28 protein-coding genes and 1 pseudogene are annotated in these 24,991 nt (G+C 62.8%); 15 read left to right on the top strand and 14 right to left on the bottom strand.

The genetic code is table 11. The features are described 5' to 3' along the window. Nucleotides 1–366: 366 nt before the first annotated feature. Nucleotides 367–1,515 carry an aldose epimerase family protein gene (locus FIV35_RS10875; RefSeq protein WP_034113004.1) on the bottom strand — a complete coding sequence of 383 codons (1,149 nt, stop codon included), beginning with the start codon at nt 1,513–1,515 and terminating at the stop codon, nt 367–369. Between the two features lie 136 nt (nt 1,516–1,651). Between FIV35_RS10875 and FIV35_RS10880 the strand changes: the two genes are divergently transcribed. Further along, the gene (locus FIV35_RS10880) at nt 1,652–2,419 is read left to right on the top strand and encodes an SDR family NAD(P)-dependent oxidoreductase (RefSeq protein ID WP_034138719.1); all 768 of its coding nucleotides are present in this window, start codon (nt 1,652–1,654) and stop codon (nt 2,417–2,419) included. A gap of 137 nt (nt 2,420–2,556) precedes the next feature. Here FIV35_RS10880 and FIV35_RS10885 read toward each other — a convergent pair whose 3' ends face one another. Next, the gene (locus FIV35_RS10885; protein WP_034138718.1) at nt 2,557–3,153 is read right to left on the bottom strand and encodes a glutathione S-transferase; all 597 of its coding nucleotides are present in this window, start codon (nt 3,151–3,153) and stop codon (nt 2,557–2,559) included. 99 nt (nt 3,154–3,252) lie between these two features. Continuing rightward, complete coding sequence (locus tag FIV35_RS10890) at nt 3,253–4,215, bottom strand: AraC family transcriptional regulator (protein WP_034138730.1); 963 nt, start codon at nt 4,213–4,215, stop codon at nt 3,253–3,255. A 97-nt stretch (nt 4,216–4,312) separates the two neighbouring features. On the opposite strand from FIV35_RS10890, the gene FIV35_RS10895 reads away from it, so the two are divergent. From FIV35_RS10895 to FIV35_RS10905, 3 genes and pseudogenes are all read left to right on the top strand, one after another. Continuing rightward, entirely contained in the window at nt 4,313–5,548 is a 1,236-nt protein-coding gene (locus FIV35_RS10895) for an MFS transporter (RefSeq protein WP_034138717.1), read from the top strand. A 44-nt stretch (nt 5,549–5,592) separates the two neighbouring features. Next, on the top strand, nt 5,593–6,420 hold the full coding sequence (gene yghU / locus FIV35_RS10900; RefSeq protein WP_034138716.1) for a glutathione-dependent disulfide-bond oxidoreductase: 828 nt from the start codon (nt 5,593–5,595) through the stop codon (nt 6,418–6,420). A gap of 46 nt (nt 6,421–6,466) precedes the next feature. Further along, nucleotides 6,467–6,616, top strand: a pseudogene (locus tag FIV35_RS10905) (helix-turn-helix domain-containing protein); the annotation flags it as partial. A 350-nt stretch (nt 6,617–6,966) separates the two neighbouring features. Here the strand turns inward: FIV35_RS10905 and FIV35_RS10910 are convergent. Both FIV35_RS10910 and FIV35_RS10915 read right to left on the bottom strand, forming a co-directional pair. Then, entirely contained in the window at nt 6,967–7,263 is a 297-nt protein-coding gene (locus FIV35_RS10910) for a DUF6124 family protein (protein WP_034138715.1), read from the bottom strand. A gap of 404 nt (nt 7,264–7,667) precedes the next feature. Beyond that, a complete protein-coding gene (locus tag FIV35_RS10915; RefSeq protein ID WP_034138714.1) occupies nt 7,668–8,540 on the bottom strand; it encodes an undecaprenyl-diphosphate phosphatase in 873 nt (290 codons plus the stop codon). A gap of 177 nt (nt 8,541–8,717) precedes the next feature. Here FIV35_RS10915 and FIV35_RS10920 point away from each other — a divergent pair, with 177 nt between their 5' ends. Then, complete coding sequence (locus tag FIV35_RS10920) at nt 8,718–9,224, top strand: GNAT family N-acetyltransferase (protein WP_034096896.1); 507 nt, start codon at nt 8,718–8,720, stop codon at nt 9,222–9,224. Here the strand turns inward: FIV35_RS10920 and FIV35_RS10925 are convergent. Then, entirely contained in the window at nt 9,202–10,146 is a 945-nt protein-coding gene (locus tag FIV35_RS10925) for a GlxA family transcriptional regulator (RefSeq protein ID WP_034096897.1), read from the bottom strand. The two genes, FIV35_RS10920 and FIV35_RS10925, sit on opposite strands and share 23 nt — an antisense overlap. 173 nt (nt 10,147–10,319) lie before the next feature. Here FIV35_RS10925 and FIV35_RS10930 point away from each other — a divergent pair, with 173 nt between their 5' ends. The 3 genes from FIV35_RS10930 to FIV35_RS10940 all read left to right on the top strand — a co-directional run bounded on the left by FIV35_RS10930 (nt 10,320) and on the right by FIV35_RS10940 (nt 12,829). Then, complete coding sequence (locus FIV35_RS10930; protein ID WP_034138713.1) at nt 10,320–10,949, top strand: TetR/AcrR family transcriptional regulator; 630 nt, start codon at nt 10,320–10,322, stop codon at nt 10,947–10,949. Beyond that, on the top strand, nt 10,946–11,623 hold the full coding sequence (locus FIV35_RS10935; RefSeq protein ID WP_034096899.1) for a type 1 glutamine amidotransferase domain-containing protein: 678 nt from the start codon (nt 10,946–10,948) through the stop codon (nt 11,621–11,623). Before FIV35_RS10930 ends, FIV35_RS10935 begins: the two co-directional genes overlap by 4 nt. A gap of 81 nt (nt 11,624–11,704) precedes the next feature. Continuing rightward, nucleotides 11,705–12,829 (top strand): alkene reductase, encoded by a 1,125-nt coding sequence (locus FIV35_RS10940; protein WP_034138712.1) that lies wholly within the window; start codon nt 11,705–11,707, stop codon nt 12,827–12,829. A 122-nt stretch (nt 12,830–12,951) separates the two neighbouring features. Here the strand turns inward: FIV35_RS10940 and FIV35_RS10945 are convergent, their stop codons facing one another. Continuing rightward, nucleotides 12,952–13,950, bottom strand: coding sequence for an NAD(P)H-quinone oxidoreductase (locus FIV35_RS10945; RefSeq protein ID WP_034096901.1), 999 nt, complete (start codon nt 13,948–13,950; stop codon nt 12,952–12,954). Between the two features lie 160 nt (nt 13,951–14,110). Between FIV35_RS10945 and FIV35_RS10950 the strand changes: the two genes are divergently transcribed. Next, on the top strand, nt 14,111–14,497 hold the full coding sequence (locus FIV35_RS10950; RefSeq protein WP_034138711.1) for a DoxX family protein: 387 nt from the start codon (nt 14,111–14,113) through the stop codon (nt 14,495–14,497). A 43-nt stretch (nt 14,498–14,540) separates the two neighbouring features. Here the strand turns inward: FIV35_RS10950 and FIV35_RS10955 are convergent, their stop codons facing one another. The 3 genes from FIV35_RS10955 to FIV35_RS10965 all read right to left on the bottom strand — a co-directional run bounded on the left by FIV35_RS10955 (nt 14,541) and on the right by FIV35_RS10965 (nt 17,725). Next, nucleotides 14,541–15,359: an alpha/beta fold hydrolase gene (locus tag FIV35_RS10955; RefSeq protein WP_034113016.1), complete on the bottom strand. Its 819-nt coding sequence runs from the start codon at nt 15,357–15,359 to the stop codon at nt 14,541–14,543. A gap of 81 nt (nt 15,360–15,440) precedes the next feature. Further along, the gene (locus FIV35_RS10960; protein WP_083377883.1) at nt 15,441–16,832 is read right to left on the bottom strand and encodes an alginate export family protein; all 1,392 of its coding nucleotides are present in this window, start codon (nt 16,830–16,832) and stop codon (nt 15,441–15,443) included. Continuing rightward, a complete protein-coding gene (locus FIV35_RS10965; RefSeq protein WP_034138709.1) occupies nt 16,829–17,725 on the bottom strand; it encodes a VOC family protein in 897 nt (298 codons plus the stop codon). Before FIV35_RS10965 ends, FIV35_RS10960 begins: the two co-directional genes overlap by 4 nt. Nucleotides 17,726–17,871: 146 nt before the next feature. On the opposite strand from FIV35_RS10965, the gene FIV35_RS10970 reads away from it, so the two are divergent. Next, a complete protein-coding gene (locus tag FIV35_RS10970) occupies nt 17,872–18,939 on the top strand; it encodes an NAD(P)-dependent alcohol dehydrogenase (RefSeq protein WP_034138708.1) in 1,068 nt (355 codons plus the stop codon). Nucleotides 18,940–19,011: 72 nt separating this feature from the next. On the opposite strand, the gene FIV35_RS10975 is transcribed toward FIV35_RS10970, so the two are convergent. Then, the gene (locus FIV35_RS10975) at nt 19,012–19,326 is read right to left on the bottom strand and encodes a hypothetical protein (RefSeq protein ID WP_034138707.1); all 315 of its coding nucleotides are present in this window, start codon (nt 19,324–19,326) and stop codon (nt 19,012–19,014) included. Between the two features lie 217 nt (nt 19,327–19,543). Between FIV35_RS10975 and FIV35_RS10980 the strand changes: the two genes are divergently transcribed. Genes FIV35_RS10980 through FIV35_RS10990 form a run of 3 tightly spaced genes read left to right on the top strand, consistent with a single transcriptional unit; the run spans nt 19,544 to nt 21,694 of the window. Further along, nucleotides 19,544–20,188, top strand: coding sequence for a secretin and TonB N-terminal domain-containing protein (locus FIV35_RS10980; RefSeq protein WP_034138729.1), 645 nt, complete (start codon nt 19,544–19,546; stop codon nt 20,186–20,188). Continuing rightward, on the top strand, nt 20,185–20,730 hold the full coding sequence (locus FIV35_RS10985; RefSeq protein WP_034113023.1) for an RNA polymerase sigma factor: 546 nt from the start codon (nt 20,185–20,187) through the stop codon (nt 20,728–20,730). Before FIV35_RS10980 ends, FIV35_RS10985 begins: the two co-directional genes overlap by 4 nt. A 37-nt stretch (nt 20,731–20,767) precedes the next feature. Next, nucleotides 20,768–21,694, top strand: a complete 927-nt coding sequence (locus FIV35_RS10990; RefSeq protein WP_034138706.1) for a FecR family protein — start codon at nt 20,768–20,770, stop codon at nt 21,692–21,694. A gap of 763 nt (nt 21,695–22,457) precedes the next feature. On the opposite strand, the gene FIV35_RS10995 is transcribed toward FIV35_RS10990, so the two are convergent. Both FIV35_RS10995 and gspH read right to left on the bottom strand, forming a co-directional pair. Next, on the bottom strand, nt 22,458–23,060 hold the full coding sequence (locus FIV35_RS10995; RefSeq protein ID WP_034113026.1) for a PulJ/GspJ family protein: 603 nt from the start codon (nt 23,058–23,060) through the stop codon (nt 22,458–22,460). Beyond that, a complete protein-coding gene (gspH, locus tag FIV35_RS11000; RefSeq protein WP_034138705.1) occupies nt 23,057–23,509 on the bottom strand; it encodes a type II secretion system minor pseudopilin GspH in 453 nt (150 codons plus the stop codon). Before gspH ends, FIV35_RS10995 begins: the two co-directional genes overlap by 4 nt. A 93-nt stretch (nt 23,510–23,602) precedes the next feature. Here gspH and FIV35_RS11005 point away from each other — a divergent pair, with 93 nt between their 5' ends. Beyond that, a complete protein-coding gene (locus tag FIV35_RS11005; RefSeq protein ID WP_034138704.1) occupies nt 23,603–24,034 on the top strand; it encodes a type II secretion system protein N in 432 nt (143 codons plus the stop codon). On the opposite strand, the gene gspI is transcribed toward FIV35_RS11005, so the two are convergent. Beyond that, entirely contained in the window at nt 24,021–24,386 is a 366-nt protein-coding gene (gspI, locus tag FIV35_RS11010; protein WP_034113028.1) for a type II secretion system minor pseudopilin GspI, read from the bottom strand. The genes FIV35_RS11005 and gspI overlap by 14 nt on opposite strands. A 148-nt stretch (nt 24,387–24,534) precedes the next feature. Between gspI and gspG the strand changes: the two genes are divergently transcribed. Next, nucleotides 24,535–24,984 carry a type II secretion system major pseudopilin GspG gene (gspG, locus tag FIV35_RS11015; RefSeq protein ID WP_034138703.1) on the top strand — a complete coding sequence of 150 codons (450 nt, stop codon included), beginning with the start codon at nt 24,535–24,537 and terminating at the stop codon, nt 24,982–24,984. Nucleotides 24,985–24,991 lie beyond the last annotated feature (7 nt).

The raw sequence follows: 24,991 nt of genomic DNA on the forward strand, positions 1-24,991 counted from the left end.
GTAAGGACTCAATGTGGGAGGGGGCTTGCCCCCGATAGCGGTAGATCAGAAACAAAAATGCAAACTGACACTCCGCAATCGGGGGCAAGCCCCCTCCCACAGTAAGGCTGTTCGATGTTGTTGCTGATAGCGGTGATCGAGCCCATGAAACAACGCTGAGCCTTGGTCATGTGAAATCAAAAGGTGGGAGGGGGCTGTTCGATGCTGGTGCTGGCAGCGGTGATTGAGCCCATGAAACACCGCTGACTCCATGCCCTGTAAGGACTCAATGTGGGAGGGGGCTTGCCCCCGATGGCGGTGTATCAGAAGCAAAAAGCAGACTGACACTCCGCAATCGGGGGCAAGCCCTGCCACAGTAAAGCGGTGTTAATCAGCGCTGAACTTGAACACGGTGTGTTGGGTGTAGGTCTGCCCGGGGTTCAAGCGGGTCGAGGCAAACTTGGGCTGGTTCGGCGCATCGGGAAAGTGTTGGGTCTCCAGGGTAAACCCACTCCAGTGCAGGTACGTCTTGCCGGCTTTGCCCTTCACCGAACCGTCGAGGAAGTTGCTGGTGTAGAACTGCACGCCCGGTTCGCTGGTGTACAGCTGCAAGCGCCGACCGGATTCGGGGTCGTGGACTTCGGCAGCCAGTTGCTTGACGTCGCCTTGGGTGTCCAGGGCCCAGTTGAAGTCAAAGCCGCCTTGTTTCGGCTCGGCAAACTTGAGCTGCGGATGGTCTTCTTTGATGTGCTGACCGATAGGCGTCGGCTTGAGGAAATCCATCGGCGTGCCCTTGACCGGCGCCAGTTCACCGGTCGGAATCAACGTAGCATTCACCGGGGTGTAGTGGCTGGCATGCAAGGTCGCGACCTGCTTGAGGATATCGCCGTTGCCCGCGCCCGCGAGGTTGAAGTAGCTGTGGTTGGTGAGGTTGAGCACCGTCGGTTTATCGGTGCTGGCTTTGTAGTCGATGTGCAGTTCGTTCTTGTCGTTGAGGCGGTAGGTGACCTCGGTGGTCAGGTTGCCGGGGAAGCCCATCTCACCGTCCTTGGACAGGTAACTCAGCTTCACGCCGACCGAATCTTTGTCCTTGACCGGCTCGGCTTTCCACACCTGCTTGTCGAAGCCCTGGGCGCCGCCATGCAGCGAGTTGGGGCCGTCGTTGAGGGGTACTTGGTAGCGTTTGCCGTCCAGTTCGAAAGCACCGCCGGCCAAGCGATTGCCGAAGCGTCCGATGGTGGCGCCGAAAAACGCGGTACCGCTCTGATAGCCTTGCACGTCGTCGAAGCCCAGCACCACGTCGTCGACCTTGCCGTGCTTGTCCGGCACTTTGAGCGACTGCAGCACGCCGCCGTAGGTGATCACCGTGGCTTGCATGCCGTGGCTGTTGCGCAGGATGTACTGTTCGACCGGCGTGCCGTCGTTGGTTTTACCGAAGGGTTTGTGCTCGCTGGACAAGCCGGCCGCCTGAACGCCGCCGCTGGCGATCAGCATCGACAGCGCCAGGCCGGAGAGCAGGTATCGAGGGTGCTTCATGATCGAACTTCCTTTTGTTGTTTTGAGTGGAATAGTTCTACTAATAGCGATATTTTGTCGTTATGACAGCGAATTTATAGCCTTTAACCGTCGTTTCGTAAAATAAAATAAGACTAATTAAGCGAGGCATCACTGTATGAGTACTGAGCACGCCGTTTACCCCGACCTCAAGGGCAAGACTGTATTGGTGTCTGGGGGCGCCTCCGGGATCGGCGAATTCATGGTTCGCGCGTTTGCCGCCCAAGGTGCCAAGGTCGGTTTTGTGGATCGCGCGCAAAGCCAGGGCGAACGCCTGGCGGCGCTGTTGAGTTCACGCGGGGACGCGGTGGAGTTTGTCTGCTGCGACATTACCGACGAGATCGCCTACAAGGCCGCCATCGGCCGCTTCGAACAGTCCCTCGGCCCGATCACCGTGTTGGTCAACAACGCTGCCAACGATGTGCGTCACACCCTGGAAGAAGTTGACTCGGACACCTTCGACCGGCTTATCGCGGTCAACCTCAAGCACGCGTTTTTTGCGGCCAAGGCCGTGGTGCCGATGATGAAAAGCACCGGCAGCGGCTCGATTATCAACCTGGGTTCGGTGGGTTGGATGATGGCCTCCGCCGGCTACCCGGTGTACGCCGCCAGCAAAGCTGCCGCCCACGGCATGACCCGTGCCCTGGCCCGCGAGCTGGGCCCGGACCGCATCCGCGTCAACACTCTGGTGCCGGGCTGGGTGATGACCGAAAAACAGCTGGCCATGTGGGTCGATGACGCCGCCAAGGACCTGATCGCGCGCAGCCAGTGCCTGCCCGGCAGCGTACTGCCGGAACATATCGCCAATATGGCGCTGTTCCTGGCCTCCGAAGCATCGGCGATGTGTTCGGCGCAGAACTTTATTGTCGATGGCGGCTGGGTCTGAGCCGAACACTGCAGTTCAGACAACCCAGATCAATGTGGGAGGGGGCTTGCCCCCGATGAAGATGGGTCAGCTAATGCATCAGTGACTGACCCACTGCCATCGGGGGCCAGCCCCTTCTCACATTTGAACTGCGGCGCTTAGGCGATCGGGTAACGCTTGAACGCCGGATGCTGCTCCAGCCGCTCGGCATGCCGTTGCAGGTTGGGAAACGCATCGGCCTTGACCACCGACGCCACAGTGAACTGACTGAACGACCAGGCAACGGCGGCTGTAATCGACGCCTGGGTCAGCGCTTCGCTGTCGTCCAACTGCTTGTTTAGCAACCCATAGGCTGCGAGCAACTGCCCACTGACGCGTTCGAGCCACGGCGCGTGCAGCTTCTCGGCCGGGCGCAGGTTGTGCTCATAAACGATCTGCACGCTTTTCTCACAAGCTGCCAGGGCCAAGCCAAGGACGTGCAGGTCGCGGGCAAGTGCGCCAGGCGGCTGGGGCAACAACTTCCTGTCAGCCGGGGCCAGGGTTTCGAGGTATTCCAGGATCAGGCTGGAGTCCATCAACACCGTGCCATCGTCCAGCACCAGGGTCGGGGCCTTGACCACCGGATTGATCTGCGCAAATTCGTCGAAGGTGCGGAACACGGACAAGGGCTCATGCACGAAATCCACCCCGTACAGATCCAGAGAAATGGCGACGCGGCGTACGTAGGGCGAGTCGAGCATACCGATCAGTTTCATGAAGCCTCCATTGCTGTCAGGGTGATGGGTTTGGAGATTAAGGTTCCTCGGTCGCACCGCGCAATGCTTGCATGGCTCAGTCGGTCGACGAGGCATGCCTTATGCCGGGCTTCTGAAACCTTGGCGGCTGGCGCCCGGCGGTTGCCCGGTGATGCGTTTGTAGGCGCGACTGAAAGCGGCCTGTGAGGTATACCCCAGGCGGTACGCCACCTCTTCGATGGGCAGGCGCTCCAGGGTCAACCATTGACTGGCCAGGCGCATGCGCAGTTCGGTTACGTAACGCAGCGGTGGCACCCCCAGGGTGGCTTGGAAACGGTCCGCGAACACCGAGCGCGAGGTATGACAGTGCGCCGCCAGCTCGGCCACGCTCCAGTCGCGGCCCGGTTGCTGGTGCAGGGCGAGCAGGGCGCCCGCCAGGCGGTTGTCGCGCAAGGCGGCTGCCAGGCCCGACGCATTGGCGCACGCACATTCGACCCAACCGCGCACGATCATCGCTGCCACCACATCGGCCAGACGCGCCAGGATGCCGGCATAGCCGATGCGGGCGCTGGAAACTTCGCGCTCCATCACTGCCAGGATCGGCATCAGGCCGGGGTAACGCTGGCCGCCGGCGTCGATCAGCATCAAGGCCGGCATCAGGTTGCCCAGGCCCTGGATGCTGTCGAGTTCGAACTCCATGCAGGCGCTGAACAGCAGGGTATTGGCAGGCTCATCGGGTGAGGCGTTGACGGCACACACGGTATCGCCCAGCGACGCTGCGTCGAAGCTGGCGATGTCCTGCACGGGGGCATCCGGTTGGGATGACAGCGCATGCGCGCCACCGTGGGCGATAAACACCGCATTTCCCGCCGACAGTTCAAAGAGGCTGCCGTCCTCCATTCGCAAGGTCGCGCAGCCGGCAGCCAGGAAATGGAAATACGCATGACCCGGTTTAGCCGCAAAGCCGATACCGAACACCGGCCCGGCCTGGATGCGCCGGTATTGCACGCCGCGCAGGCGCATGCTGCGCAGCAGTTCGTTGATCAGTTCGGAAGACAGCGTGAACGCGGTGTCGGTTGGCATCGGGGTTTCGGTCAAAAAGTTAAGGGTTTGAATCATAGATCATCCAGATGGCGATACCTAGACTGATCGTCTCGCTAAAGCCTGAGGATGTCTTGTGATGAATGATTGTGTGTCCTACGCCCCTGTCAATTGCGGGGTTGAACCGAGCACTCCGGCCTGGATGGCGGTGTTTTCCCTGGCGATGGGGGTGTTCGGCCTGCTCACGGCCGAATACCTGCCGGCCAGCCTGCTGACGCCGATGGCCCTGGATTTGGGCGTGTCGGAAGCGTTGGCCGGCCAAGCGGTCACGGTCACGGCGGTGGTGGCTTTGTTCGCGGGGTTGCTGGTGCCCGGCCTGACGCGTGGCATCGACCGGCGCCTGGTGCTGTTGGGGTTCTCCACGCTGATGATTGCGTCCAACCTGCTGGTGGCGTTCTCGTCCAGCCTGGTGGTGCTGTTGTTGATGCGCATCCTGCTGGGTATTGCCCTCGGCGGGTTCTGGAGCATGGCGGCGGCCGTGGCGATGCGCCTGGTGCCGGCCGCGTCGCTGCCGCGCGCCCTGTCGATCATCTTCAGCGGCATTGCGGTGGGCACCGTCGTCGCCGTTCCGCTGGGCAGCTATCTTGGCGGTCTGTATGGCTGGCGCAGCGCATTTATCGCGGCTGCGGCTGTGGGGGTGGTCACCCTGGCGTTCCAGTTCATCACGCTGCCACGCCTGGCCCCCAATGGCACGGCGCGCTTGCGCACAGTGTTGGAGGTGCTGTTGCGCCCGGGCATCGCCATCGGCATGTTCGGCTGTGTGCTGGTGCATACCGCACATTTTGCGCTGTTCACCTATATCCGACCGTTTCTGGAAAGCACCACAGGCGTCGGGACCCAGGGCCTGGCGCTGATGTTGCTGGGGTTCGGCGCGGCGAATTTCGTCGGTACGCTGCTGGCCGGCGGGTTGCTGGTACGTAACCCGCGCGGCACGTTGGTGCTGATGCCGGTATTGGTGGGGGTTGCGGCGTTGGCCCTGGTGTTGCTGCCCGCGTCATTGCCTGGTCAAGCGATGCTGCTGGCGCTGTGGGGGATGGCCTTCGGTGGTGTGCCAGTGGCGTGGTCGAACTGGGTGGCCCGTGCGGTTCCCGATCAGGCGGAAAGTGCCGGTGGCATGGTAGTGGCGTCGGTGCAATCGGCAATCGCGGCGGGCGCCGCTGGCGGGGGCGCAATGTTCAGTGTCACGGGTATCGGCGGCGTATTTCTGGGCGCGGGTATTTTGATGTTACTGGCCGCATTGTTGATCGCACTGCGTGTGCGGGTGCCCGTGCATAACGCGCAGGGGAGTGTGACGCACCCCCGGTCTTTGGTTTAGTCTGACGCGCTCAGTTGATAGCCAATGCCTCTGGAGCCGTAAGCATGACCGACTACGTACCCCCTAAAGTCTGGACCTGGGACACCGAAAGCGGCGGCACCTTCGCCAGTATCAATCGGCCGATTGCCGGCGCGACCCATGACAAGGCACTGCCGGTGGGCAAGCACCCGCTGCAGTTGTATTCCCTGGCCACGCCCAATGGGCAGAAGGTCACCATCCTGCTGGAAGAGTTGCTGGCCCTGGGGCACAGCGGTGCGGAATACGACGCCTGGCTGATCAAGATCGGTGACGGCGATCAGTTCGGCAGTGGCTTTGTCGAGGTCAACCCCAATTCCAAGATCCCGGCGCTGATGGACCGCAGCGGCCCTGAGCCGATTCGCGTGTTCGAGTCCGGCGCGATCCTGCAGTACCTGGCCGAGAAATTCGGCGCGTTCTTTCCCACTGAGCCTGCGGCGCGGGCTGAATGCCTGTCGTGGTTGTTCTGGCAGATGGGCAGCGCGCCGTACCTGGGCGGTGGCTTCGGGCATTTCTATGCCTATGCGCCGAGCAAGATGGAGTACCCGATCAACCGTTTCGCCATGGAAACCAAGCGTCAACTGGACGTGCTCGACAAGCGCCTGGCGGTGAGCGAGTACATCGCCGGCGATCAATACACCATCGCCGATATCGCCATTTGGCCTTGGTATGGCGGATTGGTGAAAGGTCGTCTGTATGAGGCAGCGGAGTTTCTGTCGGTGCATGAATACAAACATGTGCTGCGTTGGGCGGACGCCATTGATGCGCGCCCGGCGGTGCAACGTGGGCGGCGGGTGAATCGGGTCTCTGGCGATGCACAATTGCCCGAACGCCATGACGCGAGCGACTTGGACTGACGGCCAACACGGTAGGAGGGCAAGCCCCTCCTACCGTTACCGGGGCCAGGACCTGAGCAGCCACGAAAGGCACGCCATCGTCGCCGCTCTCAAAAGCCCCGGCGGCAACATCCGCCTGGCCGCCCGGCAACTGTACGTGTCCCGGGGCGGGCTGTACAACAAGATGAGTCGGTTCGGGCTGAATGCTGCAGATTTTTTTGCGGTGCATAAATGTGGGAGGGGGCTTGCCCCCGATAGCCGTAGGTACCTACACAACGTTGGCTCAACGCTAAAAGCGCGGCGGATAGGGCTGTCGTGGTGAGCGGGCTTGTCCCGCGCTGGGCTGCGCAGCAGCCCCAAAACCAGCCTCTACAGAGTGTCTGATACACCGCGATCTTCTTGACTGGGGCTGCTGCGCAGCCCAGCGCGGGACAAGCCCGCTCGCCACAGGGAGATTTGTCAGGGTCTGAAAGGTTGCGTAGATACCCTTGCCCCGATAGCGGAGTGTCAGTTGACATCTACTTACCTGATCCACCGCCATCGGGGGCAAGCCCCCTCCCACATTTTCTAACCGCATTTCAGGCAGTTGATGGAGCGATCCACAGTGGTTTTGGCAATTTCCAGCAAATGCCACACCGCCAAGATCTTCGCCCGCTCCGGGCTTTCCAGTTGCTCCCCACAATCCAACGCAGTCGCCGACGCACTGTCGAGCAAACTGGCGGTGTAGAGCAGGGCATCTTCAAAACTCAGGTCTTCGTTGACGGAGTGGATGCCTTGGGTGGGGAGATAGTGATCGATGGCGCGGTTGAAGGCGGCGCGGTCTTTGGCGGGATCGAAGGGTGGGTCGGGTACGACTTTATTCATTGTGCAACTCCTATTGAGCTAAGGAGCTACCGCCAACGCTGCTAAACGAGGGTGGCAGCTGTACGCGGGTTAGCAGACCGGTCAATAGGAAAACCAGCGCACCCGAAGGTGCCCCGCGCACAGCCACCATAAACGCAGATGTGAACCGTGTGCCTATTGACGTCAGGCTGCTAAACCCGATCACTGATGAGCAGTGACGGACCGCAGACTAGCCACCGATTCCAGCAGGCACAAGGCGGCCAGGATTGTCTAGGAAACGTCCTGCAATTAAAAGGGACCGGCCTTGCTGGCCCTTTACAAACCATGACAAAACGCCAGCTGCCAACAATGAAACGCAGTCGATGTGGGAGGGGGGCAAGCCCCCTCCCACATAAGATTTATGCCGGGTTGAGACGGGTGTTATATCAACTCAGCAGCCCGGTGCTGACGGCCACAATCAGGAACACCCCCAGCAGCGCGCGGTAGATCACGAAGGGCCAGGTGGAGAACCGCTCCAGGAATTTCATCAGGCCCCAGATCGCGAAGAAGGCCGAGACACTGGCCACCACCAGCCCGAACAGTAAATGCGGCCAGGCATGGGCAGGCAGCTCGGCGTGCAGCAGCACCCACAGCTCCTTCAACCCCGCCAGGGCGATGGCCGGCAGGCCCAGCAGGAAGGAAAAGCGCGCAGCTTCTTCGCGTTTGAAGTTGAGGAACAGCGCCGCAGTGAGGGTCGAGCCGGAACGCGATACGCCCGGAATCAACGCGCCAATCTGCGCGACACCGACGATCAGCGCATCCCGCAGGCGCATCTGGCTGACCTCACGGGTATGCCGGGCTCGCAGCTCGGCCGCCGCCAGTAGCACCGCCATCACCACACAGGAAATCCCGATCACCATCAGTCCGCGCAGCGGCGAGTTGCAGGCGTTCAGGGTCGAGGACAACGCCAGTCCGGCGATGCAGATCGGCACCGTCGCCAGCACAATCGCCACCGCCAGCTTGAACCACGGGCTGTCGTAGTCGCCCTGGCGTACTGCGCCGATGCTGCCGCTGACCACCTGGCGCACATCGCGCCAGAAGTAGCTGACCACTGCCGCCAGCGCCGCCAACTGCATGGCGGCGGAGAACGCCGAGCCGGGGTCTTGCCAGCCGAGCAGGGCGGGTACCACGCGCATATGGGCCGTGGAGGACACCGGCAGCAGCTCGGTAATGCCCTGGATCACGCCCAGGATGAAAATCTGCAGGTAATCCAGGGAGGCGAAGCCCACATCCAGGCCGGCGGTACAGACGTTGGTCAAAGTGCGTGTCCTTGAAAAAGTGGCGAACCGGCGAAGTCTATTCGAAATGTTTCAAGAATTTGGCCGAGGCCATGGCTAACTGCGATCCGTTCAGCCAGCAGAAAGGTTCGCCGCGCGCTTGGCCCCTGCCGGGGTTTTGTGAACAATGGCGCCCTGTTTTTTCTGACTGAGCGCCCTATGCCTGAAACCACCGTGGAATTGATCCAGACCGGCCCCGAAGAGGCCGAGTTGATCCGCAATCTCTACCAGTACTACGCCTACGAGTCGTCGGACTGGGAGCAGGAAGATGTCGAGGCCGATGGCCGTTTTTACATTCACGACGAACACTTGGCCCGCTATTGGCAAGATCCGCGTTGGAGCGCCAACCTGCTGTTGGTGGACGGCTATATCGCCGGCTTCCTGCTGATCGAAGACAGCGAGCTGCCCGGCATCGACGCGCTGGAGCTGGCTGACCTGTTTATTCTCAAGCGCTACCGCCGCAAAGGCATCGGCCGCGCCATTGCCAACCAGGTGCTCTGCAGCGGCCAGACAAATTGGCTGGTGCGCTTTTATGATCAGGATGAAGTGTCACAGGCGTTCTGGCGCACGGTGCTGGATAACCTGCCACGCCCAGTGCAGATGCTTGAGCTGGATGACGACCCGCAACTGCTGAGCTTTTTGATTACCCGAGCGGCGCTGCATTAAACGCCTGTTGCATCGCCTGGGGCGGCTGGCCGAACGCCCGTAGAAACGCCTGGCGCATGCGCTCGCGATCACCGAAACCGGTCTCGCGGGCCACCACTTCCACCGGGTGCCGGCTGGTTTCCATCAGTGCCCGCGCGGCTTCCACCCGCAGGGCTTCGATGGCCTTGGCCGGGGTTTGCCCGGTTTCCTCGCGGAACACTCGGCTGAACTGGCGCGGGCTCAACCGCGCCACATCGGCCAATGCCTCCACGGAGAGGTCATGGGTCAGGTTCTCGCGGGCGTAGGCCAGGGCCAACTGCACGCGGTCGGATTTGGGGTCCAGTTCCAGCAGCGCCGACAGTTGCGACTGCTCGCTGCCACGGCGCTGGGCGATCACCAGTTTGCGTGCGATGCGCCGGGCGAGGTCGCTGCCCAAGTCGTTTTCCACCATGGCCAAGGCCATGTCGACGCCAGCGCTCATGCCGGCGCCGGTCCAGACCTGGCCGTCCACCACAAACAGTTTGTCGTCTTCCAGGCGGATGTCCGGGTAGCGCTTGCGAAAGGCCGGCGCGTGAATCCAGTGGGTGGTGGTGCGCTTGCCCGCCAGCAGGCCGGCCTCGGCCAGCACGAAGATGCCCATGCACAGCGAGGCCACGCGTCGTGATTGCGCGGACGCGGCCTTGACCATGTCCAGCAGGTTGGCTTCCGGCAGGCGGAATTCCAGGTAACCGCTGACGATCAGCGTGTCGTAGCCCTGGGGGCGAATCGGCGAGGTGTTCACCGAAAAGCCCTGGGACGTCATCACCGCGCCGCCGCTTTCCGATACCAAGTGAAACTCATAGGCCGGCTCGCCGCGCAGCAGGTTCGCGCACTCGAACACCGAACCCAGGCTGAGGCTCAGGGACTGGAAGTTCGGGTAAACCATCAGCGCAACGCTGTGCATCGTCATTCTCCAAGGGGCGCGGGAGGGGGGATTGTCGGCGTGTACCGGGTAAACGGCAACTGGCGTGGACGGCATGTCCGGAATCCTTGCGGATCTGACATTGTGGGCATCCGGCCTGCCTCCTACCATGGCTCCACGCACTAGACGACTGGTCTAATCGGCAGGAGTGAAGCATGAGCAACCCTAGTAAAGACGCACGCCAGACGATTCTGCAAACCGCGCAAGCGATTGTCGGGCGCAAGGGTTTTTCCGCGGTTGGGCTGACCGAAATCCTGCAGGCCGCCGATGTGCCCAAAGGCTCGTTCTATCACTACTTCGATTCCAAGGACGCGTTCGGCGTGGTGTTGCTCGACACCTACTTCGACCATTACGTACGGGGCATGCAGCAACTGTTCGACCAGCCGGGGCTGAGCCAGCACGCCAAGTTGATGCGTTATTGGCAAGCCTGGATCGACAACCAGACCGGCTGCACCGATGCGGGCAAATGCCTTGCCGTCAAACTCGGTGCCGAGGTGTCAGACCTTTCAGAGCCGATGCGTCTGGCGTTGCAACGCGGTACGTCGCGCACCATCGATTTACTCGGGATGGCGCTGCAACGTGGCATCGACGACGGCTCCCTCAGCTTTACGCAGCACCCTACGCACCTGGCCCAGCGTCTTTATGCGTTGTGGTTGGGCAGCAGCGTCATGAGCAAAATCACCCGTACATCGGCGCCGTTCGACGCGGCGCTCGGGTTGACCCAGCACCTGTTGGGCGGCCCCGAACACACTGACATTCACACCGATCGAGGCACTGGAAAATGAAAGTATTAATGGTACTGACCTCTCACGACCAGCTCGGCGATACCGGGCGCAAGACTGGCTTCTGGCTCGAAGAGTTTGCCGCGCCGTATTACGTGTTCAAGGACGCCGGCGCCGAGCTGGTGCTGGCATCCCCAGCCGGTGGCCAGCCGCCGCTGGACCCGGTCAGCGATGCGCCGGATGCGCAAACCGAGCAGACGCGCCGCTTCGCCGCCGACCCGGCCGCGCAACAGGCGCTGGCCAATACGGTCAAGCTGGATTCGGTGAACGCCGCCGATTTCGACACGGTGTTCTACCCAGGCGGCCACGGCCCGTTGTGGGACCTGGCGGAGTCGCCGACCTCCATCGCACTGATCGAGGCCTTCGAGCGCGCCGGCAAGCCCATCGGTTTTGTCTGCCATGCACCGGGTGCGCTGCGCCACGTCAAAGCGGTCAATGGCGAGCCGCTGGTCAAGGGCCGTCGCGTCACCGGTTTCTCCAACTCCGAAGAAGCTGCCGTGGGCCTGACCGAAGTGGTGCCGTTCTTGATTGAAGATGAGTTCAAGAAGCTCGGCGGCCACTACCAGAAGGGCGCCGACTGGTCGTCCTTCGTGCTTGAGGACGGGCTGTTGATTACCGGCCAGAACCCGGCCAGCTCCGCCGATGTGGCCAAGGCCCTGCTGAAACTCACCGCTTAAGTTAACCCCCCCGCGCTGTATTCATTGGCGACTCCAACGAGTCGCCAATGCTTCTGCTCGCCTCGAATTTGGAATATCGCAATGACTGACAGTCTCTTGAACACCCCGGTAAAACTCGGGCATCACACCTTGAACAACCGCGTCGTGCTGCCACCCCTGACCCGCCAGCGCAGCGCGCAACCGGGCGATATCCCTACCGCGCTGATGGCTGAGTATTACCGCCAGCGTGCCAGCGCCGGCTTTATGGTCAGCGAAGGCACCCAGATCGAACCGCGCGGCCAGGGCTATGCCTGGACGCCGGGTATCTACTCACCGGCCCAGATCGATGGCTGGCGCAAAGTCACCGACGCGGTGCACGCCGACGGCGGGGTGATCTTTGCCCAGCTGTGGCATGTGGGCCGCGTATCCCATAACGCCTTGCAACCGGACGGTGCGGCACCGGTGGCACCCTCCGCGCTCCCGGCCTTGCAGGCCAAAGCCTTTATCCAGACCGGCCCGGGCGTCGGCGAGCTGAAGCAACCGCCGGTGCCGCGCGCCTTGAGCGCGCTGGAAATCGAAGAATTAGTCGCACAGTACGCCCAAGCGGCCCGCAATGCGCTGGACGCCGGCTTCGACGGCGTGGAGATCCACTCGGCCAACGGTTACCTGGTCAACCAGTTCATCTCGGCCCATTCCAACACCCGCGACGACCAATACGGCGGCTCGCTGCACAACCGCCTGCGCTTCCTGCGCGAGATTGTCGAAGCGGTGTGCAAAGTGGTCGGCCCGGAACGCCTGGGCGTGCGTTTTTCGCCGCTGTTCAGCGGCACCGATCAGGACCGCGTGTACATCGGCCTGGTAGAAGAAGACCCCCATCACACCTACATCGAAGCGATCAAGGTGCTGGAAGAATCCGGGATTGCCTATGTGTCCATCGCCGAAGCCGACTGGGACAACGCGCCGGACCTGCCCGACACCTTCCGCGAAGCGGTACGCAGCACCTTCAGCGGCCGCATCATCTACGCCGGGCGCTACACCGCCGAACGCGGCGAGCGTCTGGTGCAGGCGGGGTTGGCGGATTTGATCGCGTTCGGACGGCCTTTTATCGCCAATCCGGACCTGCCCCAGCGCCTGTTCAATGGCTGGCCGTTGAATCCGCTGCGGGAAGAGGGGATGTACGGTGGCGGTGAGGCGGGCTATATCGACTATCCCACCTATTCCGAATAATCACGCAATCAATGTGGGAGGGGGCTTGCCCCCGATAGCGGTAGGACAGTCACAGCATCATTGACTGACCCAACTCTATCGGGAGCAAGCCCCCTGCCACATTGGTTTGTAGTGTTTTTGAATCAGGCGACCTGCAACACAATCTTGCCGATATGATCGCCGCCTTCCATCCGCGCATGGGCCTGGGCGGCGTCGGTGTAGGGGTAGACCTTGTCGATGATCGGCAGGCAGCGCCCGGCGGTGAGGACCGGCCAGATGTACTCGCGCAGTTGCTCGGCGATGGCGGCTTTTTCCGCGCCGGTGCGCGCGCGCAGCAGGGAACCGGTGATCACCGCGCGTTTGGCGAGGATGCTCAGCAGGTCCACGTCATGGGCCTTGCCGCCGCCGAGGAAGCCGAGCATCACCAGGTGCCCGTCCATGGCCAGGGACTTGAGGTTATTGTTCAGGTACGAGGCGCCCATGATGTCGAGGATCACATCTACGCCATGGCCGTCGGTCTGTTGGGCGATGACATCGGCGAAGTCCTGCTCGCGGTAATTGATCGGTTCGGCGCCGAGTTTGGCGATGGCCGCGCATTTGTCGGCGCTGCCGGCGGTAGCGAACGCCTGGATGCCAAACTCGCGGCACAGCATCAGCGCGGTGGTGCCGATACCGCTGGTGCCGCCGTGGATCAGCACGCGCTGGCCGGTATGTGCATCGCCCAGGCCGAACAGGTTGGCCCAGACGGTGAAGAAGGTTTCAGGTACGGCGGCGGCCTGGATCCAGTCCATGCCTTCGGGGATCGGCAACGCCTGGCCGGCCGGAACCGCGCAGAACTGCGCATAACCGCCGCCGTTGGTCAGCGCGCAGACCTTGTCGCCGATGGCGTATTCGCTAACGCCGTCGCCCAGCGCCACCACTTCCCCAGCCACTTCCAGCCCGGGGATCGGGCTCATGCCCGGTTTCATCGGGTACTTGCCGGCGCGTTGCAGAGCGTCGGGGCGATTGACCCCGGCGGCGTGCACACGAATCAGAATCTCACCGGGGCCAGCCTCCGGCACCGCCGCCTGACGCGGTTGCAGCACCTCGGGGCCACCGGGGGTGGTGATTTCGATCAAGGTCATTTCTTTTGGGAGTGTCATTCGAACGTTCCTGCAGCGATGAGCGTATGAGGTGGGACCGCGCCAAGCGGCCGGCGGTTCAGCGCGCGACGGTGAGCAGGTCAGCACAAGGCTGCAAGCGTGGGTGTGCATCTGCCCGCACCATCGGTGGCACCAAGAGGCCAACGAACAGGAAGCATATATGAATGACGGCAAAAACCAGGACTTCGGGTTGCTCTTTTTGCGCGTGAGCGGGGCGCTGTTTCTGCTGTGGGTGCATGGTTTGCCCAAGGTGCTGCACTACAGCGAACAACTGACGCTTATCGAAGACCCGTTCCACCTCGGTGCCCACGTGACCCTCGGGCTGGCGATTTTCGCCGAGGTACTGTGCCCGCTGCTGATCGTGGCCGGGGTGCTGGTGCGTCTGGCGTGCCTGCCGATCATTGCCGTTTTGGTGATCGCCATGCTGGTGGTGCATCCGGAGTGGACGCTATTGGAGGGCCAATTCGGCTGGCTGCTGCTGATCATCTTCACCAGTCTTCTGATCGCCGGGCCTGGGCGGTTGGTGGTGGGCCAGCGTTTCTCTTGAGCAAAAAAAGGCCGGGCAAGCCCGGCCAAAACGAGAGGGTGTTTCAGCGGCTCAGGAACGCCAGCAGGTCTTCATTGAGTGCCTGGGCGTGGGTCACGGCAAAACCGTGGGGGGCGTCTTTGTACACCTTCAGCTCGGCGCCCTTGATCATCTCGGCGGCCACCTTGCCGGTGGTTTCGAACGGCACGATCTGGTCACCGTCGCCGTGGATCACCAGGGTCGGTACATCGACCTTGGCCATGTCTGCGCGGAAGTCGGTTTGCGAGAACGCGCTGACGCAGTCCACGGTCGACTTGAGGGACGCCAGCATGGCGATCTGCAGGGTCTGCGACAGCACGCCTTCAGAGACGGTCTGGCCTTTGTTCAGGCCGAAGAACGGCGTGTTGAAGTCCGCGATAAATTGCGCGCGATCCTTGAGCAGGCCGGCCTTGATTCCGTCGAACACTTCAGCCGGCACGCCCTGCGGATAATCCGCAGCCTGGCCGAAAATCGGCGTGACCGCACCCAGCAACACCAGGCCGGCAACCCGTGCGCTGCCGTGGCGCCCGATGTAGCGCGCTACGTCGCCGCCGCCCATGGAGAAACCGACCAGCGTCACGTCGCGCAGGTCCAGGTGTTCGATCAGTTGCGCGATGTCATCGGCGAAGGTGTTGTAGTCGTTGCCGGTCCACGGCTGGTCGGAGCGGCCGAAACCACGGCGGTCGAAGGCGATGGTGCGGTAGCCGCGACTGCTGAGGTATTCCATCTGGTATTCCCACATATCGGCATCCAGTGGCCAGCCATGGCTGAACAACACGGGCTTACCGCTGCCCCAATCCTTGTAGTAGATCTGGGTACCGTCTTTGGCAACGAATGTGCTCATGGAAAACTCCTGGGTGGGTGAAAACCGTCACTATTGGGGTAAAGCGAATGGGCGGCTTGTACGCCTGTGCTTGCTTGAGGGTCACCAACTGAACTTGAGTTCGACCCCCAGGTAGTTGCTGTCATCGCCACCGGCGTCGCGCAGGGTTTGCCCGACCTGATAATGCACCGCCTCCACGGCGCCGCTGAGGTTGCCGGTAAAGGCATAGTCGGTGCGCAGTTGTGCATAGGCCCCGGTCCAACGCTCGCCCTGGCCCGCAGTGCCGGCGACCGGCAGGTTGGGCTGAGTGTAGACCGCGTCCTCGGTGGTCTGGCGCCAGAGCAAGCCGATGGCGGTTTGCACGCTGAGCTTGTCGATCGGCTTGACGGTGATGGACGGCTTGACGTGGATCAGGTTGCTGTACCCGGTGTAGCCGGCCAGGGAAAAATAATAGCCATTGGGGAACAGCGGGTTGAACGTACCGAGCGTGCCGTCACCGCTCTTGCGGTCGCCCGAGGCGATGTCCAATTGCAGACCGATGCGCGGTTTCCAGGCCAGGCTGTCGAACGTGTAGCCAGTGCGGCTGCCACCGGCCCAGGCGCGAATATCCTTGCTGCCCACCGCGCCGCTTTGCAGCATCCCTTCGATGTCCCAGTCAAACCCCATGGCCGCGCCGCCCAGGCGTGCGTCGAACAGGTGGCGGGTTTCGTCGCCGTCCGCGTCCAGGTAGTGCGCGGCACTGCGTTCGTACACGCCGTAATAGGCCGACAGCTCATTCTTGCCGCCCACCAGGCGCTCCACCCGGAGTAAGTGAAAGCGCGCGTCGCTGTTGGACTTGTCGTCGAAGTGCCGGCCGTCCTGGTACTGCACCGGTTGGCTGGCGAGGCCGATAAAACGCCAGTCGGCGGTCTCCCAGTCGGCCCACAGCGCATCGAACGACTGGCGCACATTCGGCCCGTCCCGCGATGAGATAAAACGCTGCAGGTCGAAGGCAAAGTCCTGGCGCCCTACGCGAGCTTTCAGGGTACCGCTGTCGAAGCGCTTCACGTATTCGGCGAACGCCAGGCGCAAGTCAACGCGGTTCTGGTCGGCCCCGCCCACTGTGGTTTTGTCGTAGGCCCGCACATCTTCAAGCTGGGTGAACAGCCGCCAGTGTTCGTTCAGGTGCAGGTCGGCGTGTACCTGAACGCGCTGGATCAAATAGCGATCGCGAGCCACGTTCTTCACACCGAAACCGCTGGCATCGTTCATCTCGAAGCGTTCGCGCAGCGTCGCGCCCAACGACAGGTAGGTGAACGGGTTGGCGCTGGACAAGGGTATGTACTTCAGGTTGTCCAACGGCTGCGTGCGCAGCGCCGGATCCTTGAGTACCGACCAGTCTTCCTGCCAGCGATTGGTCTTGATCGTCGGGCGCGCCGGCTGCGGGTCGGCGTGGACGCTGCCGACCAGCAGCGGCCACAGCACGGCCAGGCTCCAGCCCGTACGACGAATCATTGGGCCGCGTTGAGTTGGTGAATCTCGGCGACGTAGCCACCCGGGAATTCAACCAGTGCGCTGCGCCGGCCTTTGCCGTCGAACGTCGGCACCAGCACCTTGGCGCCGGAACCAGTGGCCTTGCCCAGGGCGGCGCTCAGGTCGGCGACTTGATAGCCGGTGGTTTCATGCCCGAACGGGTAGGGCAGTTGACCGTTGGTGACCAGCACCGCCATGCGCCCGAACGGCGACTCGATGTCCACGCGACGGTAGGTGCCGTTGGCCTGGCCCACCTCTACGCCGGGTGCGTGTTTGTCATCACCCAGAACTTTGCCGTGGGAAAACCCCAGGAAGGCTTTGATGAACTCATCGGCGCGGTCGGCGGACAGGTACACGCGGTTTTCCGGCACGGTCTGGAACGCGGCGTAGTCCGGGGTCTTGGTGTGCCAGTAAAGCTGCATGTTCACACCGCCTGGCCACTGCACCACGGCGTCGCGGCCGATGGGGTCGGGGAAGTCGCTGACGATCACCGCCGCGCCGTTTGCCCGCGCGGCCTTGAGCGCTACGTCCATGTCCTTGACCAGGTAGCCGTTGCGTTCCTGGCCGAAGGGGTGCGGGATCGGCGTGGTAAAGCCGAACAACGACACGGTGCCGGCCGGCGTCTGCAGCAATTGCGAAGTGGTGCTGCTCGGCACCGGCAACACGTTTACCACCACCTGGGGCGTGCTTTTCCCGCCGAAGGTGGCGAGAAAGCTCTGGGCAAACCGATCCACATCCGCCGGGGCGACGTACACATGGCTGGTGTCATATTGCGGCGCTACGGCCACGCTTGGTGTCGCCGCGAATGCGTTGCCCATCATTGCGCCGGCCAGCAGCGTGACTGCCAGGCTTGCCCTGATTGCTTTGTTAACCATGCCCATTCTCCAGCGTTCTAGATGATCGAAAGCCGTGAGGTTAGGCGCCGGTGCGCAGGGGTAATTGTACGGGCGTGCTCGGTTGAACGTTTCAGCGTCTATGCTAGTCCACTGACCTCCAACGTCAGATCACATAGGTGAACGAAATGGCCAAGACTTACAGCTACGCCGCTCGGGACTCCAAGGATTCGCTCAAGCCCTTTACCTTCGAGCGCCGCGCACCAGGGGCGGACGATGTTCAGATCGACATCCTCTATTGCGGCGTGTGCCACTCCGATTTGCACACCGCGCGCAACGAATGGAACAACACCCTTTACCCTTCGGTACCCGGCCACGAAATTGTCGGCCGCGTGACGGCGGTGGGCGCCAATGTGAAGAATTTCAAAGTCGGCGACCTGGCGGGCGTCGGTTGCATGGTCGACAGCTGCCAGCACTGTGCGTCGTGCGCCGAGGGCGAGGAGCAGTACTGCGAGAACGGCTTTACCGGCACCTACAATGGCCCGGTGTTCGGTGGTGAGAACACCTATGGCGGGTACTCGGACAACATCGTGGTCAAGGAGAAATTCGTGCTGCGCATCTCCCACGATGCCAGCAACCTGGCCGCCGTGGCGCCGCTACTGTGCGCCGGCATCACCACCTATTCGCCGCTGCATCACTGGAAGGTTGGGCCGGGCAAAAAAGTCGGCGTGGTCGGCCTTGGTGGCCTCGGCCATATGGCAGTGAAAATTGCCCACGCCATGGGCGCCCATGTGACTTTGTTCACCACCTCGCCGAACAAGCGCGAAGACGGCCTGCGCCTGGGCGCCGACCAGGTGGTGGTGTCGAAGAACCCGGACGAAATGGCCGCCGTGGCCAACAGCCTGGACTTCATCCTCAACACCGTAGCCGCGCCGCATAACCTCGATGCTTTCCTCAACCTGCTCAAGCGCGACGGCACCATGACCCTGGTCGGTGCCCCCGACAGCCCGCATCCGTCGCCGACGGTCTTCAACCTGATCTTCAAACGCCGCAGCCTGGCCGGTTCGCTGATCGGCGGTATCCAGGAAACCCAGGACATGCTGGACTTCTGTGCCAAGCATGGGATTGTCTCGGACGTGGAAATGATCGACATCCAGGGCATCAATCAAGCCTATGAGCGCATGCTCAAGGGCGACGTGAAGTACCGCTTCGTGATCGATATGGACAGCTTGAAAAAGGAAAGCCACGCGGCTTGAAACTCAATCTGCCAACCCCTCTAGACCCCCTGCCACAGGGGGTCTGATTGGCTCAGACAGTTATCGAATAACTCAAGGCCGCTGCGGTTTGACCGAGGTGCCGAAGGTATTGCCCATGCGCACGCTGGTCGCTGCCGGGGTGGCCAGGCCCACTTTGTTCGGTGGGCGTTTTTCCACCCCGATGTTTTGCGCTTCACGGTTCTTGCTGGCCGCCTTCGCCGCCCGTGTGTCGTTGCCCATCTGCTGGCTCAAGCAGGCATAGTCGGGCGCTTTATACCCATCCACCGTCACCTCGGCGCAGCCATTGGCTGGGAGTTCGGCGGCGTGGGCAAGTGAGGCAAGTGAGGCGCACAGCAACAGGCTGGCAATGCACATCAAGCGTTTCATCGAGGGCCTCCTGGCGGGTCGTGGGCAATGGCCTGTCACGCTCGCCAGTCTAGTGCAGCGCGCCTTACGTCACCGTGATGTTTTTTTTGCTATCACCGTAACATCAGGTTCATAAACTGGCCTCAGGATGACGGTTTTCTAGGGCGCGTCGACCGTGCAGCGAGGCAAAGCGTGGGGTGAACAAAGGGCCTGGCGGCGCGCCGTATGCGCCCTGGCCTTGCTTTGCCTGCTGGCCGGTGGCGGCGTGGCCCAGGCCGATGCGCCACTGCTGACACTGAACCTGCCGGCGCAGGACCTGGAACACGCCTTGCAAGCCTACAGCCGCGCCACCGGCATGGCGGTGCTGGTGGACCGCGAGTTGACGCGGAGCCGGCGTTCCATCGCGGTGCGCGGGCGTTTCACCGCGCAGGACGCACTGGCGATGTTGCTGACAGGGAGTGGCCTGATGGCCCGTTATGCACGCAGCGATGCGTTTACCTTGCAGATCCCCGAGGTCAGCCCGCCGACGCCCACCCAAGGCGCGGCGGCGCGTCAGGCGGCGCGGATCAACAACAGTTATGCCACGGCCTTGCAACAGGCCATCGAGGCCAGCCTGTGTCGTTCGCCCCTGACCCGCCCCGGCAGTTTTCGTGCGCTGGTGCAGGTGTGGGTCAAACGCAATGGCCTGATCGAACACAGCCGGCTGGTCAGCTCCACCGGCGATGAACAACGCGATGACGCTCTGGTTCGCAGCCTGGCCACTACCCGGGTCGAGCGCCCGGCGCCCAGTTCGCTGCGCCAACCGGTAACGTTGCTTTTAATGCCCGACACAACAGGAACACGCATGGAATGCACAGCAGCAAAAGGAGCCTGGAGCGGATGAAAGATACCGGGCATAGCACGATGGTCAGCTTGTTCCTGGCCTCCTATGAGGACTTCAAAGTCCGCCTGCGCAAGCGCCTGGGCTCAGAGGACCTGGCCAACGACGTGCTGCACGAAACCTACCTGCGGGTGGACCGCATGCAAGTGCCGCCCAACCTGGCACAACCCAATGCTTATCTGTACCGCATGGCCTTGAATATCGCCGCCGACCGCCGCCAGGCCGATGCGCGCCTGCTTACCGGCAGCGAGGTGGAAGAACTGCTGCAAAGCGCCGATGAAGCCCAGGACCCGTCGCGGGTGGTGGGCGGCCAGAAAGAAATCCAGTCCCTGGTCAAGGCCCTCTACGAGCTGCCGGCGCGGCGCCGCAAGATCCTTATCGCCGCGCGCCTGGAAGAGGCGCCGCACCTGGAAATCTCCCAGCGTTTCGGCATTTCCACGCGCATGGTCGAGAAAGAAATCAAGGCTGCCCTCGGCCACTGTGCCAAGCGCCTGGAAAGAAAAGCGATTCAGCGGTTCGGTCCCGGCGCCGGAAAACCGTCTTAGTGTTGAGTCCCTGATAAAACCGTGAGTATGTGCGCGCTTGAATATTTTCCGCTTCCCCACCGCCCGGCAAACGCCTGCCGACCCTTTGCACGATGAAGCCCGCGACTGGCTGGTCCTGCTGACCTCGGGCCGCGCCACCGTGGCCGATGCCAAAGCGCTCAAAGCGTGGTGCGCCCAGAGCCCTGCGCATGCCCAGGCATTCGAACAGGCCAAAGGGTTGTGGCAGCAATTACGCGTGGCCGCCGAGCAGGCCGAGCGCCCACGGGCCATGGGGCGCCGTGCGTTTCTCGGCGGCGCGCTGGCGGCGTCGGCGGCGGCGTTTATGGTGCATGTCGGCGTGCCCGGTGGGTTGGCCGGGCTGACAGCGGATTACCGCACCGACGTCGGCGAGCAACGGCACGTGGCCTTGAGTGACGGGGTGAGCCTGGAACTCAACACCCAGACCCGCATCAGCCGGGTCGGGCAGGGCATCGAATTGCTTGAAGGCGAAGTGGAAGTCATCGCCCACGCCGCGCAGCTGCTCAAGGTCCAGGCCGGTGCCGGCTGGATCAGCGCGGCGCAGGCGCGTTTCAATGTGCGCCACACCGACCACAATGTCTGCGTGACCTGCCTGGACGGCGCGTTGTCGGTGGACGTCGGCGGACGTAACGTGCGCCTGGACAGCGGCCGGCAGCTCACCTATGGCGCCGCCGGCCTGGGCGAACCCCAGACGGTGGACACCCAGGCCGTGGTGGCCTGGCGCGAGCAGGTGCTGGTGTTCAACAACGCCACCCTGGCCACTGTGGTCGATGAGATCAACCGCTACCGCCCGGGCATGCTGGTGCTGCTCAACAAACAACTCGGCCAACGCCGCGTGCAGGCGCGTTTCAGCTTGCAGCAACTGGCCGGCGTGGCCTTGCTGATCCGCGATGCCTACGGGGCCAAATGCACGGAGTTGCCGGGTGGGGTGGTGTTGCTGAGTTGAGTGTTGGGTGATCCCTCTCTGACCCAGAGGAATTTAACTGTGGGAGGGCAAGTCTCCCCCCACCTTTTGAACTGTTGACACGTCCAACTGTGGGAGGGGGCTTGCCCCCGATGGCGGCCTGACAGCCGACCAGGATGTTGGGGCAGATTGAGTACATATCCGTTGCCGCGGTCACGGCGGCTATGGGTTCCGCCCTTACGGCGGGTCACTTTTGGAAGAGCGCCAAAAGTAACCAAAAACGCTTTGCCCCACCACTCGGCACCTCGCTTAGGCTCGGTGTGCCCGTAATCCGACATTGATTTGGGGGGCCGCCGCCACGCGCCATCCATGGCGCGGGGCGGCTAAACCGGCATCCCTGCCGGCTTACCCCCCAAATCAATGCCGAATTCCGGCCAGCGTGGTTAACGGGGCGCCTGAGATCAAAAGCAAAAGCAAGAGCAAGAGCGGCTCGCTTCGCATCGTGGTTAGGGTTGGTGGCTGCATATCTTCGGTGACATAGCCTGAGAACATGAGGTTCTCGTGGTGAGCAGGCTTGCTGTGGTGAGAGGGCTCACCACAGAGTTATTTCAGCCTTTGAAACCTGTGTAGAGATCTATGGCTATCGGGGCCAAATGCACCGAGCCACAGGTTGGTGGCCCAGAGGAATTTAATTGTGGGAGGGGGCTTGCCCCCGATGGCGGTGGGTCAGCCTACCTGTATCAGCTGACACGCCCTCATCGGGGGCAAGCCCCCTCCCACAGTTTGCTCTTGCTGGGCAGAAACGCTACCGCAACGGCCCCACCACCTGGCGATAGCGTTCCACGCCTTGAGGTGTCTGCCTGACCAGTCGGATCTCCAGCCCCAACGGGTCATCGCGGCGGTTGCCGCTCAATTGGCGCCAGCCTTTGTCGGCTTCCCATACCCGCACTTGCAGGTCGCTGACGCCACTCAATACCAGCACCCCATCCTTGGCCGCCGGCAATGGGAAGCGCGCGCGTGCCGGCGCGGCCGCGCGGTACAGGTCGTCGCCTTTGAGCCACCAGCGCACCCGTTGCAGGCCAGTGCCGGGGATGGCGGCGCTGCGGATCACCTCTAGCCTGAACCCCTTGGTGTCGGAGCTGCGCACCGTCAGCGCGGCCAGTCCGTCCGGGGTCTTGGTTTCGTCCGTCGGAACGCTCAATTCCACGCTGGCCCGCAGGCTGATGTCGCGCTCAAGCTGGTTCAAGGCCCGTAGCAATGCTTCGGTCTGTTCGGTGCTTGCCTGTAGGTGTTGATCGGCGCGGGTGACGCTGTCCAGGCCGCGCCAGGCGATCAGGCTGACCACCGCCATCAGCAAAATCGCCACCATCACTTCGATCAGGGTGAAGCCTTGCTGCGCGCGGTTCATGGTGCGCTCACCACGCGCAGCACACCGGCGGCATCCCGTTGCAGGCTGAGGCGGTGTTGCCCGTCGGACAGCAGCACTCGCAACGGCGGGTTGATCCATTCGGCGTCAAGCACCAGGGTTTGGCGGGGCTCGATATCGATGTGCATGGGCGTGCTTTGCCACGGGCGCGGGCGCAATTGAGGGTCGCCTTGGAAGGTGTCCAGGCTCAAGCCATTGTCGCTGCGGCGGCTGAAGCGAAAGCCCTTGGCGTCCGCGCGCCAGGTAATCGGGCGACCGTCCGCGCGGGCTTCGGCCTGGGCCACTTGGAGCAATTGGCTCAGGCGTTCGGTGTCCTGGCGCAGCAGGCGCAGCGGGTCGGGCTTGATGCTCAGGCTGATGGCGGCACTGGCGATGCCGATGATCACCAGCACCACCATCAGCTCGATCAGGGTGAAGCCGCGTTGGTTCATCGGTCGGTGCCCGGTAAGTCAGGGTGTTTGTGAAATAAAAACGTGCGAATTGCGCGGTAGGCTGATGGCACGGACAAACAGGAGGTCCCGCTCATGGCAATTTCCCTGCGTCTTTGCGCAGCCCACGGCGTGCAGCTCGGCGCGCTGCTGGCCGCGTTGGCTTCTGTGGTGGTGTGGACGCCGCTGTTGCTCACGTCCGCCGAATCCCATACGCCCGCCGCCACGCCCCAGGCCCTGGCGGCGCGCGGCGATAACCCGGCGCTGCGATGGTTCTCCACCACGCCGGCGGCAGTGCAGGTCAAGGTTACCGGGGTGCTCGCGGGGGCCCGTGGCGCGGTGGCGATCCTCAGCCTCAATGACGGCCCGCCGCGCAGTTTCCAGGTGGGCGAACGCCTCGCCCCAGGGGTGCGCTTGACGGTCATTGAAGGCGACGCGGTGCAGATCGAGCGCGGCGGCGAAACCCTGCAGGTCAAGATGAACAAATTGCCGGATGCGCCGGCGCTGGCGCCGCTCACTCGGCCCTGACCTGGGTGGTCAGGCGCGCCAGCGGTGGCGCCTCGCGGCTGGCGTCGAGTACTTGCACCTGCACCTGATACAGCGGGCCCGCACGTTCGATGGTCTGCTCGCAGCGTAATTTCAAGCGGCCCTGATCACAGTCGAAGGTCTTCCTGCCACTGCGCAGTTGCCCCTCCAGACGCAGCTCCGCCAGACGGCTTTGAGCCGCGAGCAAAGCCATGGACTTGTCCCGCAGCAGCCCGTTGCTCTGGGTCATCACCCCGGCCACGCGCACGGCGGCGGCCATGGCCACGGCGATAATCGCCAGCGCCACCAGCACTTCAATCAACGTAAAACCTTGCGCGTGGCGATAGCCGTGCATGGCGCTCTCCAAGCCCGGAAACAGGCCCGCAGACTAGCGCGGCGAGTTGACCGATTGGCGACCGAAACTCCCGAGGATTTTCAATACGACTGACATGTCTTCTTGCAACACTGCGCCCCGAACTGCACTCACCCCAAGGAATGTCGAGATGGATATCGCGCGCCTGACCTACCCACTGCCCAGTCCTCGCGGCCAGCGTGGTTTTACCCTGATCGAGATCATGGTGGTGGTGGTGATCCTCGGGATTCTCGCCGCAATGGTGGTGCCCAAAGTGCTCGACCGTCCGGACCAGGCCCGCGCCACCGCCGCCCGGCAGGACATCGGCGGGTTGATGCAGGCGCTGAAGCTCTATCGCCTCGATCACGGCACTTACCCGAGCATGAACCAGGGCCTGAAAGTGCTGGTGGAGCGCCCGGCGGATGCCAAGAACAGCAACTGGCGCGCCTACCTCGACCGCTTGCCCAATGACCCTTGGGGCCACCCGTATCACTACCTCAACCCGGGTGCCAATGGCGAAATCGACGTGTTCTCCCTGGGCGCCGACGGCCAACCCGATGGCGACGGTGTGAATGCCGATATCGGCTCCTGGCAGTTGTAAGGCCCGC

Source organism: Pseudomonas rhodesiae, from assembly GCF_007858255.1.
Taxonomy (GTDB): Bacteria; Pseudomonadota; Gammaproteobacteria; order Pseudomonadales; family Pseudomonadaceae; genus Aquipseudomonas; species Aquipseudomonas rhodesiae.

What these genes read in the sequence shown, in the direction of transcription:
- FIV35_RS10875 (WP_034113004.1), bottom strand. Translation starts at nt 1,515, where the DNA reads ATGAAGCACCCTCGATACCTGCTCTCCGGCCTGGCGCTGTCGATGCTG.
- FIV35_RS10880 (WP_034138719.1), top strand. Translation starts at nt 1,652, where the DNA reads ATGAGTACTGAGCACGCCGTTTACCCCGACCTCAAGGGCAAGACTGTA.
- FIV35_RS10885 (WP_034138718.1), bottom strand. Translation starts at nt 3,153, where the DNA reads ATGAAACTGATCGGTATGCTCGACTCGCCCTACGTACGCCGCGTCGCC.
- FIV35_RS10890 (WP_034138730.1), bottom strand. Translation starts at nt 4,215, where the DNA reads ATGCCAACCGACACCGCGTTCACGCTGTCTTCCGAACTGATCAACGAA.
- FIV35_RS10895 (WP_034138717.1), top strand. Translation starts at nt 4,313, where the DNA reads ATGAATGATTGTGTGTCCTACGCCCCTGTCAATTGCGGGGTTGAACCG.
- yghU (WP_034138716.1), top strand. Translation starts at nt 5,593, where the DNA reads ATGACCGACTACGTACCCCCTAAAGTCTGGACCTGGGACACCGAAAGC.
- FIV35_RS10910 (WP_034138715.1), bottom strand. Translation starts at nt 7,263, where the DNA reads ATGAATAAAGTCGTACCCGACCCACCCTTCGATCCCGCCAAAGACCGC.
- FIV35_RS10920 (WP_034096896.1), top strand. Translation starts at nt 8,718, where the DNA reads ATGCCTGAAACCACCGTGGAATTGATCCAGACCGGCCCCGAAGAGGCC.
- FIV35_RS10925 (WP_034096897.1), bottom strand. Translation starts at nt 10,146, where the DNA reads ATGCACAGCGTTGCGCTGATGGTTTACCCGAACTTCCAGTCCCTGAGC.
- FIV35_RS10930 (WP_034138713.1), top strand. Translation starts at nt 10,320, where the DNA reads ATGAGCAACCCTAGTAAAGACGCACGCCAGACGATTCTGCAAACCGCG.
- FIV35_RS10935 (WP_034096899.1), top strand. Translation starts at nt 10,946, where the DNA reads ATGAAAGTATTAATGGTACTGACCTCTCACGACCAGCTCGGCGATACC.
- FIV35_RS10940 (WP_034138712.1), top strand. Translation starts at nt 11,705, where the DNA reads ATGACTGACAGTCTCTTGAACACCCCGGTAAAACTCGGGCATCACACC.
- FIV35_RS10945 (WP_034096901.1), bottom strand. Translation starts at nt 13,950, where the DNA reads ATGACACTCCCAAAAGAAATGACCTTGATCGAAATCACCACCCCCGGT.
- FIV35_RS10950 (WP_034138711.1), top strand. Translation starts at nt 14,111, where the DNA reads ATGAATGACGGCAAAAACCAGGACTTCGGGTTGCTCTTTTTGCGCGTG.
- FIV35_RS10955 (WP_034113016.1), bottom strand. Translation starts at nt 15,359, where the DNA reads ATGAGCACATTCGTTGCCAAAGACGGTACCCAGATCTACTACAAGGAT.
- FIV35_RS10960 (WP_083377883.1), bottom strand. Translation starts at nt 16,832, where the DNA reads ATGATTCGTCGTACGGGCTGGAGCCTGGCCGTGCTGTGGCCGCTGCTG.
- FIV35_RS10965 (WP_034138709.1), bottom strand. Translation starts at nt 17,725, where the DNA reads ATGGTTAACAAAGCAATCAGGGCAAGCCTGGCAGTCACGCTGCTGGCC.
- FIV35_RS10970 (WP_034138708.1), top strand. Translation starts at nt 17,872, where the DNA reads ATGGCCAAGACTTACAGCTACGCCGCTCGGGACTCCAAGGATTCGCTC.
- FIV35_RS10975 (WP_034138707.1), bottom strand. Translation starts at nt 19,326, where the DNA reads ATGAAACGCTTGATGTGCATTGCCAGCCTGTTGCTGTGCGCCTCACTT.
- FIV35_RS10985 (WP_034113023.1), top strand. Translation starts at nt 20,185, where the DNA reads ATGAAAGATACCGGGCATAGCACGATGGTCAGCTTGTTCCTGGCCTCC.
- FIV35_RS10995 (WP_034113026.1), bottom strand. Translation starts at nt 23,060, where the DNA reads ATGAACCGCGCGCAGCAAGGCTTCACCCTGATCGAAGTGATGGTGGCG.
- gspH (WP_034138705.1), bottom strand. Translation starts at nt 23,509, where the DNA reads ATGAACCAACGCGGCTTCACCCTGATCGAGCTGATGGTGGTGCTGGTG.
- FIV35_RS11005 (WP_034138704.1), top strand. Translation starts at nt 23,603, where the DNA reads ATGGCAATTTCCCTGCGTCTTTGCGCAGCCCACGGCGTGCAGCTCGGC.
- gspI (WP_034113028.1), bottom strand. Translation starts at nt 24,386, where the DNA reads ATGCACGGCTATCGCCACGCGCAAGGTTTTACGTTGATTGAAGTGCTG.
- gspG (WP_034138703.1), top strand. Translation starts at nt 24,535, where the DNA reads ATGGATATCGCGCGCCTGACCTACCCACTGCCCAGTCCTCGCGGCCAG.